This window comes from Niabella terrae (assembly GCF_054783135.1).
In genome coordinates, this window is sequence record NZ_BAAGRD010000008.1 from 307,520 (window position 1) to 321,552 (window position 14,033).

Annotated in this window: 10 protein-coding genes; 5 read left to right on the forward strand and 5 right to left on the reverse strand. The window is 50.7% G+C overall.

What is annotated here, in order from left to right; translation table 11 throughout:
- Positions 1-61 precede the first annotated feature (61 nt).
- Positions 62-1,198: an amidohydrolase family protein gene (locus tag ACYVI9_RS09485; RefSeq protein ID WP_460763832.1), complete on the reverse strand. Its 1,137-nt coding sequence runs from the start codon at positions 1,196-1,198 to the stop codon at positions 62-64.
- A gap of 255 nt (positions 1,199-1,453) precedes the next feature.
- On the opposite strand from ACYVI9_RS09485, the gene prfA reads away from it, so the two are divergent.
- Complete coding sequence (prfA, locus tag ACYVI9_RS09490) at positions 1,454-2,521, forward strand: peptide chain release factor 1 (protein WP_460763834.1); 1,068 nt, start codon at positions 1,454-1,456, stop codon at positions 2,519-2,521.
- Between the two features lie 30 nt (positions 2,522-2,551).
- Here the strand turns inward: prfA and recR are convergent, their stop codons facing one another.
- Complete coding sequence (gene recR / locus ACYVI9_RS09495; protein WP_460763836.1) at positions 2,552-3,169, reverse strand: recombination mediator RecR; 618 nt, start codon at positions 3,167-3,169, stop codon at positions 2,552-2,554.
- Between the two features lie 148 nt (positions 3,170-3,317).
- Between recR and ACYVI9_RS09500 the strand changes: the two genes are divergently transcribed.
- Positions 3,318-4,727, forward strand: coding sequence for an Ig-like domain-containing domain (locus ACYVI9_RS09500; RefSeq protein ID WP_460763838.1), 1,410 nt, complete (start codon positions 3,318-3,320; stop codon positions 4,725-4,727).
- 77 nt (positions 4,728-4,804) lie between these two features.
- On the opposite strand, the gene ACYVI9_RS09505 is transcribed toward ACYVI9_RS09500, so the two are convergent.
- Both ACYVI9_RS09505 and ACYVI9_RS09510 read right to left on the reverse strand, forming a co-directional pair.
- A complete protein-coding gene (locus ACYVI9_RS09505; RefSeq protein WP_460763841.1) occupies positions 4,805-8,656 on the reverse strand; it encodes a 1-acyl-sn-glycerol-3-phosphate acyltransferase in 3,852 nt (1,283 codons plus the stop codon).
- 38 nt (positions 8,657-8,694) lie between these two features.
- On the reverse strand, positions 8,695-9,894 hold the full coding sequence (locus ACYVI9_RS09510; protein ID WP_460763843.1) for a DUF2062 domain-containing protein: 1,200 nt from the start codon (positions 9,892-9,894) through the stop codon (positions 8,695-8,697).
- A 456-nt stretch (positions 9,895-10,350) separates the two neighbouring features.
- Here ACYVI9_RS09510 and ACYVI9_RS09515 point away from each other — a divergent pair, with 456 nt between their 5' ends.
- From ACYVI9_RS09515 to ACYVI9_RS09525, 3 genes are all read left to right on the forward strand, one after another.
- A complete protein-coding gene (locus ACYVI9_RS09515) occupies positions 10,351-10,848 on the forward strand; it encodes a hypothetical protein (RefSeq protein ID WP_460763846.1) in 498 nt (165 codons plus the stop codon).
- A gap of 4 nt (positions 10,849-10,852) precedes the next feature.
- On the forward strand, positions 10,853-11,770 hold the full coding sequence (locus tag ACYVI9_RS09520; RefSeq protein WP_460763849.1) for a hypothetical protein: 918 nt from the start codon (positions 10,853-10,855) through the stop codon (positions 11,768-11,770).
- A 155-nt stretch (positions 11,771-11,925) separates the two neighbouring features.
- The gene (locus ACYVI9_RS09525) at positions 11,926-13,074 is read left to right on the forward strand and encodes a beta-ketoacyl-ACP synthase III (protein ID WP_460763851.1); all 1,149 of its coding nucleotides are present in this window, start codon (positions 11,926-11,928) and stop codon (positions 13,072-13,074) included.
- Positions 13,075-13,087: 13 nt separating this feature from the next.
- Here ACYVI9_RS09525 and ACYVI9_RS09530 read toward each other — a convergent pair whose 3' ends face one another.
- Positions 13,088-13,870: a patatin-like phospholipase family protein gene (locus ACYVI9_RS09530; RefSeq protein ID WP_460764922.1), complete on the reverse strand. Its 783-nt coding sequence runs from the start codon at positions 13,868-13,870 to the stop codon at positions 13,088-13,090.
- Between the last annotated feature and the right edge of the window lie 163 nt (positions 13,871-14,033).

The window sequence follows — 14,033 nt, forward strand, 5'->3', positions numbered from 1 at the left end:
GCCCATTCTCAGGGCTGAATTCTTCCCATCCCCGTTAGTGAGGGCATCTCCGCGGAACGGATCAGATCGTTTCGGGATCGATCAGTACCCGGCCCGGAATTTTGCCTTTTTCAAAACTACCGAACCGGTCATCGATCCGCAGGGCCCGGGCACCATTCAGGGTAGCCCATTGAAGCAGTTGTTCCAGGCGCAGATCAGGCCGGTGTTGCCGGAGGGTTTTTATTTCAGCCAGGATGCTGAGCTGGTGGTTGGAAGCCAGACTGTCGGTGCCCAGGACGATCCGGTCACTGTAGGATACCAGGCTGGTCAGGTTCGGTAGCTGCCTGCTGATATACCAATTGGCATTGGGGCACAGACACCAGTAAACGGAAGCCGGCGCCTGCATGGCAAAATCTATATCGGCGGGTGCGGTGGCCACATTGTGCACCAGCAACCATTGCTGGCCTGCGGCGAAATGCCTGCCATAACTAGGCAGACTATTCTGCCCCGACGGCTGGAAGTGGCGGGTATCAATACCCAGCAGGGTAAATAATTGTTCGAAAGCGCCGGTGCCGGAAATAAACCATTGGTTTTCATCCTGGGTCTCCTGGTTATGGATACTCTGAAGGGGCTGCGGACCGCCGGCTGCGAGTATTTTTGTCATCAGTTCTTCAGAAACCGAATAGGGCGCATGCGGCGTCAGTGAAACCCGACGGGGACCTGCGGCTTCGACCCATTGCTGCTTCAGTTGCTGATAATAGGTGAAATTTTTATCGGCTACAGCCGGATCAGCACCCATGGCTTCCACGAAATTGTGGTAATAGATCGGACTGACGGCCTTTTGCCGGATGGTATCGGTGGTGTTACAGATATCGCCCACAGCGACGATACCCGCTTCCTGCATGGCAGTGTCGGCTGCTTCGATCGCGGCTACAATCCTGTCTTCGGGCTGCTGTCTTTGCCGGATAACCTCGCGGACAAAGCCCGTAAGTCCGGTGCCTTCCGCTATCTGGCCCTGCATATGACTCAGCTCCAGGTGACAATGACAGTTAATGAAACCGGGTGTCAATAGCCCTTTCAGGGGCTGGAGCTCTTCTCCGGCCTCCCCGGCCGGCAACAGGGCTTCCACCCGGTTGTCCCGGTCCAGGATCAGGACTTTGCCGGAATGGATCCGGTAACCGTCAAAAATCTGATCGGGGTAAAGTTTTGTCCACCTCATAAAAAATACCGCCAGGCCCTGGCGGCGGATCAAAAGTAAACAAAATCGGCGTCCTGGAAGATTCCTTGAGGCAGGAGGCAAAGGACCAGAGCAGTCCACGGCTTTCGGGCGGAACACCTCCTGACTGGTTTTACATGAAACCGGTGAAATTTGTGTAATTTCGCAGCCGCTTTTTGGGCGAACAGGGCGCAGGAGGGTAGCGCTTGTAGCGGCCAACAGCTGCCAGGCCCGTCAGCCGGCAGAAAAATTTGATGTATGCTAGATAAATTAGAAGCCATTCGGGCAAAATATGAACAATTGGGGGTGGCGCTAACCAATCCCGAAATCGTTAGTGACAATAAGAGATTTGCAGCTACCAGTAAGGAATACCGCGGGCTGGAAAAGATCGTGCGGGCCTATGAATCCTATAAAAATCTGCTGGGCGATATTGAATTCAATAAGGAAGCACTGAACGGCGACGATGAGGAACTGCGGGAACTGGCCAAGGCCGAAACCACCGACCTGCAGGAGCGCCGGGAAACCATGGAAGCGTCGATCCGGCAGTTACTGATACCCAAGGATCCGCAGGATGAGAAGAATGTCATCATGGAAATCCGCGCCGGAACCGGTGGTGATGAAGCCAGCCTTTTTGCCGGCGACCTGCTGCGGATGTATGTCAAATATGCCGAACATCATGGATTCAAGACCGCGGTGCTGGGCGAGAGTGAAGGCACGGTCGGCGGTTATAAAGAAGTGCAGCTGGAAGTTACCGGCGACGATGTTTACGGTACCCTGAAATTTGAAAGCGGGGTACACCGGGTGCAGCGGGTCCCCGATACGGAAACCCAGGGCCGGGTACATACTTCCGCGGCTACGGTTGCCGTGATGCCGGAAGCTGAAGAAATTGATTTTGAATTGAAGGAGTCTGAAGTGAAGATGGAGACAGCCAGGAGTGGCGGTGCGGGCGGTCAGAACGTAAATAAAGTGGAAACCAAGGTCATGCTTACCCATTTACCCACCGGCACGGTGGTGATCTGTCAGACCGAAAGGACCCAACTGGGCAACCGGGAAAAAGCCATGCAAATGCTGCGGACCAAATTGTACGAAGAACAGGTACGTAAGCAGGAAGAGGAAATAGCCCGGCACCGTAAAAGTCTGGTCAGCAGTGGCGACCGCAGCGCCAAAATCCGTACCTATAATTTTCCGCAGGGGCGGGTGACCGATCACCGGATCAATTTTACGGCGTATAATCTTGATGCAGTGATGAACGGAGACCTTCAGGAATTTATCGATGCCCTGCAGTTTGCGGAGAATTCCGAAAAACTGACCCGCCAGGAAAGTTGAACGTCCAGACTCAATAACGATTAGGGGCTTTTAGCCATTCATGTATTTTTCTACCGGCAACCGGTTCTGCAGACTCCGTCCCAGGGTCAGCTCATCAGCATATTCCAGTTCGCCGCCAAAAGCAATACCGCGGGCAATGGTCGTAATTCGAATCGGCTTATCCTGAAGTTTTTTCTGAATATAGTAAATGGTTGTATCTCCCTGGATATTCGGATTGAGGGCGAAAATAAGTTCCTCGGTGTTTTCCTGTCCAATCCGGCTGATCAGTGGCTCAATGGTCAGCTGGTCCGGTCCCACGCCATCCAGCGGTGAAATGACACCCCCCAGTACATGATAGGTGCCGCTGAACTGTTGGGTACTTTCAATGGCGATTACATCCCTGATGGTTTCTACCACACAGATGCTGTGTTGTTGCCGGAAACTATTGGCGCAGATGCTGCAATAATCACCGTCTGCCACATTAAAGCAACGTTTGCAAAACCTTATCTGGCTGCGCATTCTTTCGATCGTTTCACTAAACTGCTTGACTTCCTGCGGTTCCTGCTTCAGGAGGTGTAAGACCAGCCTGAGTGCTGTTTTCTTACCGATGCCCGGCAGTCGGGAAAATTCAGTAACGGCGGCTTCTAATAATGCCGAAGAAAATTGCATCCGGCAAAGATAAAACATCCTGCATTTGATCCAACGGGAATCTGGATGCAGGACCTATGGTGGCGCGCCGGACCATAGTTTGTTAATATTAGCTAGCCCGGACGGTGGAATTGTTGAGTTTGCTGAAAACGTTTTATGTTTGCTTTCTATGCGTCTGAGAAACCTGCTGATAACTGTGCTGGCATTAATTTGTCTGGCGGCACTGGCCCTGATGGATACCGGTTGCGCCAATATTGTGCCACCTTCAGGAGGGCCGAAGGACACTTTACCACCCGTGATCGTGGGCGTGGATCCGCCCAATGAAACCCTGCATTTTGACAAGAAGGAAATCAAGATTCTGTTTGATGAATATGTGGAGCTCGAAGATGTTTATAAGAATATGGTGATTTCACCCTTTCCCCGGCTGATGCCTGAAGTTACCCGGAAACTCAGGACAGTGACAGTAAAAATCAAAGATAGCCTGCAACCCAATACGACCTATGTCTACAATTTTGCCAATGTGATTAAGGATCTCAATGAAGGCAACCGGGGCAAGGACCTGCTGTATGTATTTTCAACCGGTAATTATTTTGATTCCCTGGAGTTGAGCGGCAATGTCCGGATGGCCAATACAGGAAAAGCGGATAGCACCCTTACTGTTATGCTCTACAGTAGTATGGAGGATAGTGTGATAACCAAAGAGCGTCCCCGCTATATTACCCGGGTAGATACTTCGGGTACTTTTTTCTTCCGTTTCCTGGCGCCGGGCACGTACCGGGTCTATGCCATGAAAGACGAAGGCGGTTCTTATCTGTTCAACGGAGAACAGGTTTTTGCCTTTGCGGATAGCCCCGTAGTGATCAGCCCCACACCGCCGCCACCAGTACGTCTCTGGGCTTATCAGCCGGCCCGGGTGCGTGAGACCGATGACGAAGCCGATGAGCCCGATCCCAAGGAGAAACGACTGAAGCTTCAGTCGAATCTGGAAGGGGAACAACAAGACATTCTGAAAGCTTTTACCATCAGTTTCCTGGATCCCCTGAAGACATTTGACACGACCAAAATGCGATTGAGTCTGGACAGCAATTTTACCCCGGCTCCGGAATACCATTTTTCGCTGGACAGCACGCATAAAGTAATTACGATGAATGTCCCATGGCAGGAGGATACTTTGTATAATCTGATTCTGGAAAAGGAATTCGCCGCTGATAGCCTGGACAGAACCATTGCCAGGCAGGATACCATCCGGTTCCGTACCCGCTCCCGCAACGATTACGGTCAGGCAGAAATAAAGTTTGTCGATATTGATCTGGACCGGCACCCGGTACTGTTGATCGGTCAGGGCGAGGCGGTCAGGGATGCGTTTGCGATTCCGGCAGATCGCACCATACGACTGCAGCTTTACAATCCCGGCGAGTATGACATGCGTATCCTCTATGACCGCAATGGCAACCTGCAATGGGATACCGGTGAATTTTTCAAAGAACACCGCCAACCCGAACTCATAGATGGGATTTCCAGGAAACTTGTGATCAAACCCAATCAATGGAAGACCGAGTTTGAGGTAAGAATGCAATAGCCATGCGGGAAAACCCGGACAGTCCTTGCCGCTGCAGGCATTAAAAATTACTGCACCCTAAAGCTTTTTGTTGGTGACTATTCCCGGCGGGCGTCCCGCTGCAGCACCCAGATTACATTGGATGTATATTTTGTGTCATCGATACGGCGGAACCGCAGGCCCTGTTCCCTTGCCAGTCTTTCGATCATACTGCCGGACAGGAATTGCAGGGGCTGGTTTGTTTTATTAAAAGAAAATATCCGGGTAGAGAACCATTCGGTAAGCCGGGTACCGCGGTGTTTTTCCCTGAGTTCGGCATCGCCGTCGCGGATGATCAGCTGGCCTCCCGGCAATAGGCTGTCGATGGCCCGCCGCAATACCTGCAATTGCTGTTCCGCATCGAGGTAATGCAGCACATCACAGATCAGGATACCATCGTAAGCCTCCATTTCAAATCCCGCAATATCACCATGTATAAATGTCAGGTCTTCCGTTTTGCTGAAACAATTAGCTGCAGTGGCGATTTTTTCGGCGTCGTAATCCACCGCGGTGAACTTTCTGCCGCCCTGGCTGCTCCAGTGCATCATATAAACCAGAAACCCATAGCCGCATCCGAGGTCGAGAAACCGGCCCTTTCGCGGTAAAAGTTCATGAAAGGGCTGATAATAGTTTTCCAGGCGCAGCTTGATCCGCAGATACCATTCCAGCACCGGGCCCTTATAAAGATAATTGAACCGAAGATGTTCTTTGAAATAGACCGGTTGCTCCAGTTCCTGGGTAAGCTGCCGGTGTTGTTCTTTAAAATATCGGGAAATCGTTCGGGTCCGTTCCTGATAGGTATCGCCCCAGGACTTGTCATCTGCTTTGATGCGCGGCAGGTATTGGGCGGTAATGGGTCCGTTTTTAAGCAGGTAATCACCCTTGGTCATCGTGTAGCCCAGCCCGTGAAACAGGACGGGTACGATGTCCAGGCCCAGCGCTTCTGCCAGATAAAAAGCGCCTTTATGAAAGCGTTTCATCGGCGGTTGCGGACTGCGGGTGCCCTCGGGAAAAACGGCGATAGAATAGCCTTTCTCTACCTGGGCATGCAGCAACGGTACACTATTTTCAATACCGTTGGCAACCGGATAGAAATCAGCCATTTTTATGGCCCAGCCAAAGACCGGAGACTTCCAGACCCATTTGTTGGTCAGCAGGATCAACCGGGGACTCAGCATAGCCATTTGGAGAATGTCCAGAAAGGATTGATGATTGGCAATCACGACCGCCGGTTTTTCAAAATTTTCCCGTTGCGGATTAAGCTGTCGCTTGCGGAAATTACCCATGATATACAGTACCGACATGCAGAATCCGGAGAGCAGGTAATGGTAAATACGCTTGCCATTTTTCCGGCCGAAAATACGCAGTCGGATTACCACCAGGCCAATCAGGGTGAGCAGCAGGCTCACCAGGCCAAAATAGACAAAAGAGAATACCGACCTGCTCCAGCTCCAGATCGTCCAGGGATGGAATTGGCGCCGGGCCCGGCGCTGTATGACCAGGTTAAAAAAGAAAGGAATCAGGATCTGCGACATCAGCACCACACAGAGGATGCCGGTCACTGATATAAAAGCGATGGATTGCAGGGCCGGATGTCGGGCGAAAAGCAGTACCCCCAGCCCGGTAATCGTAGTAATGGCGGACAGCAAGATTGAGGATTTATAGGAGGCCAGGTTTTTTCTGCCCGTTTTATACTGCTGGATCAGGCCATCCATGACGAATAAACTGTAATCGTCACCCAGTCCGAATATCAATGCAGAAATGATGATGTTTACGATGTTGAACTGAATGCCAAAAATGGCCATAATGCCCAGAATCCAGATCCAGCTGATGAGCATGGGTATAAAGGAAACCAGCATCAGTTCGATCCGGCCATAAGTAAGCAGCAGCACCACCGCAACGATCAGCGAAATGGTCCAGGCAATGCGGTTAAAATCCGCCTGTACCATATCGGTGAGCCGACTGGTAAGATACTGGCGGTCCAGTACAGTGGTGCCGGGCTGCTGTTCCAGGCTTTGAATAACCTGTTTTTTATGTTCCTGTGGTACTTTAACCAGGGTAACTACCGAGCTCCCGTCTTTTTTTTCTGTAATATAATCCTCCAAAAAACTCCGGCGCAGCTGTTGCAGCTCCTGAAAGGCTACCGGCTGGTAATCATGGTTCAGCAGACTACGGAATCCTTCCAGTCCCGCCGCCGTAAATCCGGATGTGGGAGCAGTGACATCCAGCTGCTGCAAAACCTCTTGCTTTTTCTCCTTTGTCCAGTACCGGTTCCAGCGATCGATTCGGTTCTTTTGCAGGCTGTCAGAAATAAAGAGGTTGCTGACGCCGGATCGCGTATAGATCCAATGTTTTTTTTCCAGCAGATCGAGCAGGGGCTGGACCGCTTCGCTTTTTCGAAGCGCCCCGTCCAGGCTTTGGGCCTCATGCACCACATAGAGGGAGCGAAGGGCCGCCCCACTGATACGGTTAAGCTGTTGTTCTGCCTGCTGTACCTGCGCCGGCATATAGTTCAGCCGGGTCATATCCGGTTCAAAAGAAACCTGCCGGGAAAAATAATAGAAAACAGCGGTGAGTGCCAGAATGCCGATAACCAGCCATTTATTATGCTCGAGTCGCAGACCGGATATTCGATCGATCCAGGTAGGACGTACCACCGGCGGTTTTCGTCCGCTGATAAAATGCGGCAGGAAAATCAGTGAACATAAGGCGGCACCGATCAGACTGCAGCCTGCAAATAGCCCCAGATCACGCAACATTTCTGATTGGGCATAGCGGAGGCTGAAAAAACCGAGTATGGTGGTCAGACTTCCAATCGTCAGCGGGAAAGCCAGATCACGGACCACGGTCCGGATATCTCCGGTATGGCGGTAGTGATTGAAGACATGCAAGGAATAATTGACGGCGATGCCCAGCACGATGGACCCGGTACCCAGGGCAATTACGGATATACTGCCTTTGATAAAATAAATGGCGGCTAATGCGAAAGCGGCGCCATAGATAACCGGCACCAATATCAATAAAGGCGCTCTTTTCTTTTTAAAATACAAACCCAGGAACAGGACCAGCAGGACAACCGTGATGCCTTGTGTAAACAGGGTGTCTTTTCGCAACTGGGCGGCATTACCTGCGGAAACAACGGCCCCCCCGAAATACTGCATCCCGATGCGGGGGCCTGGCTGGCTGCTCAGTGAATCTTTCAGCCGGTCCATGATCTTAAAAAGCTGCTGGTTCTTACCGGTATTGCCTGCAGGATAAGCGGGGCTCAGAAAAAGCAACAGGTGCTGTTGGTCCCGGGTAAGAAAATGTTGCTGGTACAGGGAAATATTGTCCTCATACTGGAGTTGCTGCAGTTTTTTCAGTGCGATAAATGAAATGCCGGTCGGGTCATTAATGACAATATTTTTAAGCGGGCTGGCAGCGGGCAGGCTCAGTATCGAACTGCTGCGGTTCAGTGATTTATTCAGCTCCGCAGGTTGCATCAGGGTATCGATCTTATGATAATCCGCTTCGGTAAGAAAGACCGGCAGATGCCGCTGGAGGGTTTCAAAAAGTTGATCGGTAAAAGACGCATCAATCTTATAGCGGATATTACGGATCAGGGGCGCGGCCTGATGCTCCAGCGCCGCCGCCAGCGCATCTCCATAAGCGACCAGTGCCTGGGGCGCTGGGTGCAGGGTGTCTTTGGCAGAGACCATGATGACCACTTTGTCTGCGAACCGGGAGTTCTCGAATATCCGGGTTAGTTTTTCAATTTTCTGGTCCTTCGGAATGATGGCATAAATATCCTCCACAAAACGTACCTGCAATCCAAAAAACAAACTGAGTCCCAGGCTGGTAAAAAAGCAGCCATAGCATAACGCCTTATGGCGCTTAAAGAAAGAGAATATGGAACTGAATAATTGTTGCATTCTTTGATGGGTGCCAAAAATATTGAATGTCGGCCAGATCAGGACAAACTGCGGCGTCTGGCAGCCAGTTTGAGGAGGATAAAAGTGAGCAGCCAGAAACCGGCGGCTACCAGTAGCGCCAATAGCAGACTGCCGTAGAGGTACTGTTCAAAGTTCTGTGCCAGTTTTGTCAGGGTGAGCTTTTTATCAAAATGGATGTCCACCGCCCGGCTTCCCATGAAGGGTTTACCCAGTTTATAACTGAAGAACAGGATCACCGGGATCATGGGCGGAATGCTGATATTGGCGGCCAGGATAAACAGGGTTTTATTCAACCGAAGCAGGTGGGCCAGGGGCACCCCGATCAGTAGCTGGAAGCCCCATATGGGCAATACGCCCATCAGGCCCCCGAATGCTACAGCGTTGGCTTTTCTGATATCAGATTCTCCCGGTTTTAATAAAAGTCTTTTCAGTTCCCTTTTCCAGTTCTTTCCGGTAAACCGTCTGAAAAAGTTCCGGGGCCAGATATAAAAAAAGCAAATGATTACCAGCACAGTGTTCACCAGACTGATGCGCATAAAATCCCGGAAAGGCCGGAAATGGCTGATCCGCTCTTCAGCGGGGGGATAATAAACACGGATGGGTGCCGCTTTCACCGGGACGCCCTTCCAGGCCAGCCGGACAATGATTTCAATCTCAAATTCGTATTTGCGGGTAAAGAAGCGCATCCCCCGAATCGGTTCCAGCGGGTAGAGCCGGTAGCCGGTCTGGGTATCCGGCAGGTCGATACCGGTTTCCAGGCGGTACCAGAAATTACTGAACCGGTTGCCGAAACTACTTTTGGCGGGGACATTGTCGGCCGTATCCATATTCCGGGCGCCCATAATCAGGGCCGGCCCGGATTTTCGGAGGGCTTCCAGAAAAACCGGCAGGTCACTGGCAAAATGCTGGCCATCGGAATCCATGGTAATGGCATAGCGATAACCGGCTTGCAGGGCCCGACGCAGACCGGTTCTCAGGGCATAACCTTTGCCCCGGTTGGGCTGATAACTGATCAGGGTCACCTGGTTAAAAGCTTCCAGCAATCGGGAACTGTCATCAGTCGAGCCGTCATTGACCACGATAACCTGATCGGTGTACTGCAGGACTTCCTGCAGCACTGCTACAACCGTTCCGGCATTATTATAGGTAGGAATTATTACACAGATGCCTTCCTGTTCAAAAAACGGTCGGGTTGGATTTAGGATATGTGAATCCATGGTCACGCACCAAAAATAAAGTTTGCCTGCCAATCACCGGCTTAAAACAACAAAGAAAAGCCGGGCCGGATTCGGCTTTGTATCCTGAACCATTTCCCTGCCGATGGATCGTTGAAAGCGGTTACAGATCGGGAATCCATTGAAAAACCATGGGTTATTTCCGTAAGTTATTAATAATCAGTACCTATTTAATTTTTAATCGCTGAACGACCCCTAGAACAGGCGCATATTTTTTGCCCCGAGATTAAACCCCGGCTTCTCATTTTCAAAAGTTTAGCTGATGTGCTGCCCCTGGCCACCCGGGGCATAGGCAACCTGAAAGCCGCCAAAGCCATCTGTTGATAGCAACGGGTGCGGAACCGGCGATTCCCGGGAATCAGTGCCGGTTGAATCGATTCGGGCGCGGAATGCCTGCGGGGGCACAAAATTATTTCTACATTTGCAAACTTATTCATGATGCGATATCTGAACTTTTTAAAAATAAGCTTATTGGTGGCCTGTTTTGCGGGAACCTTAACGGCAGCGGCCCAGTCGGTCAACCGGAAAGCAATTTATGATGCACTGAGTTCCGGCAGTACGGCTGTGGTAGATGCCCAGCTGGGTCGACTTACTGAATCCCGGACAGAAAGCCGTGCCTTTAAAGGCGCGCTGTTAATGCGTAAAGCAGGCTTGGTAGCTGTTCCTGCAAAAAAACTGGCCCTGTTCAAACAGGGGTATAAATTACTGGAATCCGCCATTGCTGCTGCGCCTCAAAATCCGGAATACCGGTTTTTGAGACTGATGATTCAGGAACATGCACCCCGAAATCTGGGTTATTATAAGAATACCAGCGAAGACAGTAAAAAAGTAATCGGTGGTTATGATCGCCTCCCCACCCTGGTTCAAAAAAGGGTGCATATATATAGTAAACAATCAAAAGCGCTGCCATCATCGGCATTAAAGAGGGAAAGTTAAAGGAATGGCTATAAGAATCCTGGTGCCGTATTACACCCAATCCGGACAATTAAGAGAAATCCTGAATTATTTCACCGCACCGCTGATGGATGCGGGTGTCGAAGTGGAGTTTCTGCAGAACAGGACCAAAAAACCATTTCCATTCCCCTGGACAAAACCTGAATTTTTTGATACCGTTCCGGAATCCGTGGACGGCGTCGCTACCGAACTGGAGCCCTGGCAGACCCGGCATGACCATTATGATCTGATCATCTGGGGCTGGCAGCCCTGGAACCTGAATCCGAGTATTCCTTCCAGCTCCCTGCTCCAGGATCCCCGGTTTCAGGCGCTGATAAAAGATACACCGGTCATCACAATCAGCGGTTGCCGCAATATGTGGATCAATGCCCAGGAACGCAACAAGGCGCTCCTGCAGGCGGCGGGCGCAAGGCTTGTCGGCAATATTGCCCTGGTCGACCGCCATCTTAATCACCTGAGTTACTATACGATATTTCACTGGCTGGGGACAGGAAAGAAAACCCGCAAATGGGGCATTTTTCCACTGCCCGGCGTAGCGGAAGCTGATATTCGGGGGGCTTCCCGATATGGAGAACTATTACTGCCCTATCTGGAAAAAGGAGACTATACGGGTTTACAACCGGCCCTGCTGGCTGCGGGTGCGGTACCGGTAAAATATTCCCTGATGTTTATTGAGCGCAAAGCCGGAAAAATATTTAAGAAATGGGTGCAGCTTATTCGAAAACATCCTGAAAAAAGAACTCAGATACTTGTCCTGTATAAACATTATCTTGCGGTGGCACTTTTAGTGGCATCTCCTTTGATTTTGCTGGTGGATGCTTTGCTTTTCCGACCCTTTTCGGGTAAGAAAAACAGGCGGCTGCTGGCCTATTACAGGAGTGTGGATTTTAAAGAACAAATTTAACAATTGGCGCCGGCAGGGGTTGCGGAACAAGAAAACCTGCATCGAAATCTTTACTGCAACCGCAGCCGTCGAGGTCAAAACGAAAACAGTAAACCTCCCTGCGACCGGATGATGGCATCCGGGCCTCTGCCGGATTAAAAGGAGTAGAAAAGTATATGGCATTGAACGAAGTTTATATTACAAAGACGGCACATTATTTCCCCAATGAACCGGTAGGAAATGATGATATGGAAGAATACCTGGGTTATATTAATGGTAAACCTTCGAAGTCCCGGAGAATCGTGTTAAGAAATAATGGGATTACGAACCGCTATTATGCGCTCGAAAAAGGGGGGAAACCCACCCATACCAATGCCCAGCTGACGGCGCAGGCGGTTAAAGTTTTGTTCCAGGACGACCCGGATGGATTACAGCAGGTGGATGTACTGTCCTGTGGCACTTCCTCTCCCGACCAGATCATGCCCAGCCATGGGGTCATGGTCCATGGCTGGCTGCCCGAACTGGGCAAACTGGAAGTGGTGTCTCCCAGTGGCGTTTGCTGTGCGGGTATGCACGCTTTAAAATATGCCTATATGGCGGTGAAAACAGGTGATGCACAGACTGCCGTGGCGACGGGTTCCGAACGTTTTTCTGCTTCTTTGGTCGCTAATCAGTTTGAGGATGAAGTGCACAAGCTGGAAGAACTGGAACAGAACCCTTATATCAGTTTTGATAAGGAATTTCTGCGATGGATGCTTTCTGATGGAGCCTCTGCCTTCCTGCTGACCAATCAACCCAATAAGGAAGGCCTGAGCCTGAAAGTGGAGTGGATCGAGGGGATTTCCTATGCCGACGACATGGAAGCCTGCATGTATTGCGGCGCAGAAAAGCAGGAAGACGGCACCCTGAAAAGTTATCTGGAATTTACCCACGAGGAGCTGAACGAAAAATCCGTCATGAGCATCAAACAGGATGTGAAACTCCTGAGTCCGAATATCGTACCGCTGGGCGGCCGGCCACTGCCGGAACTATTTGAAAGAAGAGGGCTGAACCCCGATGATATTACCTGGTACTGCCCGCATATGAGCAGTAATTTCTTTAAGGATAAAATTTACGAAGAACACCTCAAACTGGGCCATCATATTCCTTATGAAAAATGGTTTGTCAACCTGAACTATGTCGGCAATGTAGGTGCCGCCTCTGTATATTTTATGGTGGACGAACTGTTGCGCAGCGGCAAAATCAAAAAAGGCGACAAAATATTTCTGCTCGTACCCGAAAGTTCCCGGTTCAGCTATATGTATGCCCTGCTGACAGCCGTCTGATGATGCGCCCGGATCAACGAAGATCGGCGGCTCTGGCATCAAGATAGCCGCAGGCATATTCATAGGCATACTGGAAAATCACGGTAGCGTTTTTTTTATCAAACATACTGTACCGGGTCATATCAGGCGGATTGATAAACAGATCACAAAGTCGTGCCTTATGATGTATCGACTGGCTCAGTGTGAGGTGTATGACCTGGTCAAACAAAGACCTGCCACTCAGGGTAGCGCCCTCCCTGTGGGAAATGGCATTCACATTGACACCGACCAGCAAACTGCATTGCTCCCGGATCGGTTCTACCGGCAGGTTATTGATGATGCCGCCATCCAGGTAAAAATGTTCCCGGATACGGGCCACCGGAAAAACAAAGGGAATGCTGGCCGAAGCCATAAGCGCATCATGCAGCGCGCCTTCACTGAAATATTTGGGTTTCCCGGTAACAATGTCCGTGGCGGCTACATACAGGGGTATTTTGAGTTGCGAAAAATCTTCAGGCAGGTAATGTTTGAAAATCTTCATCAGGATTTCACGGTCGAATAAGGAGGAGCGCCGCAGACGCAGTGACCGGGCGCTGAAAAAACTGACCCGGGTCACAATATCTATGAGTTCATCCGGGCCGTAACCGCCAGCATAAAAGGCGCCAATTATCGCGCCGGCGCTGGAACCGGAGATCAGTTGTGGTGCCATATTCCGTTCTTCCATCGCCTTGATGACGCCCAGGTGGGCAATCCCCCGAAGCCCGCCTCCGGAAAGGGTCAGTCCGATAATCCTCTTTTTTTTTCTGAATAGACGCATCAGATTCAAAGCTACAGGTTTTGGTTTGGAATAATTCCGGTTCTGCAGGGGGAAAATCCCCGGTTAAATTTCCGGCTCACTGGCGGGGTTTTCCGATAAAACGAAGGTAAAACTCCCGGAACAGTTTCACCAAATTTACTTAGCTTGCCGCGGTAACAGGATG

What these genes read in the sequence shown, in the direction of transcription:
- ACYVI9_RS09485 (WP_460763832.1), bottom strand. Translation starts at nt 1,198, where the DNA reads ATGAGGTGGACAAAACTTTACCCCGATCAGATTTTTGACGGTTACCGG.
- prfA (WP_460763834.1), top strand. Translation starts at nt 1,454, where the DNA reads ATGCTAGATAAATTAGAAGCCATTCGGGCAAAATATGAACAATTGGGG.
- recR (WP_460763836.1), bottom strand. Translation starts at nt 3,169, where the DNA reads ATGCAATTTTCTTCGGCATTATTAGAAGCCGCCGTTACTGAATTTTCC.
- ACYVI9_RS09500 (WP_460763838.1), top strand. Translation starts at nt 3,318, where the DNA reads ATGCGTCTGAGAAACCTGCTGATAACTGTGCTGGCATTAATTTGTCTG.
- ACYVI9_RS09505 (WP_460763841.1), bottom strand. Translation starts at nt 8,656, where the DNA reads ATGCAACAATTATTCAGTTCCATATTCTCTTTCTTTAAGCGCCATAAG.
- ACYVI9_RS09510 (WP_460763843.1), bottom strand. Translation starts at nt 9,894, where the DNA reads ATGGATTCACATATCCTAAATCCAACCCGACCGTTTTTTGAACAGGAA.
- ACYVI9_RS09515 (WP_460763846.1), top strand. Translation starts at nt 10,351, where the DNA reads ATGCGATATCTGAACTTTTTAAAAATAAGCTTATTGGTGGCCTGTTTT.
- ACYVI9_RS09520 (WP_460763849.1), top strand. Translation starts at nt 10,853, where the DNA reads ATGGCTATAAGAATCCTGGTGCCGTATTACACCCAATCCGGACAATTA.
- ACYVI9_RS09525 (WP_460763851.1), top strand. Translation starts at nt 11,926, where the DNA reads ATGGCATTGAACGAAGTTTATATTACAAAGACGGCACATTATTTCCCC.
- ACYVI9_RS09530 (WP_460764922.1), bottom strand. Translation starts at nt 13,870, where the DNA reads ATGCGTCTATTCAGAAAAAAAAAGAGGATTATCGGACTGACCCTTTCC.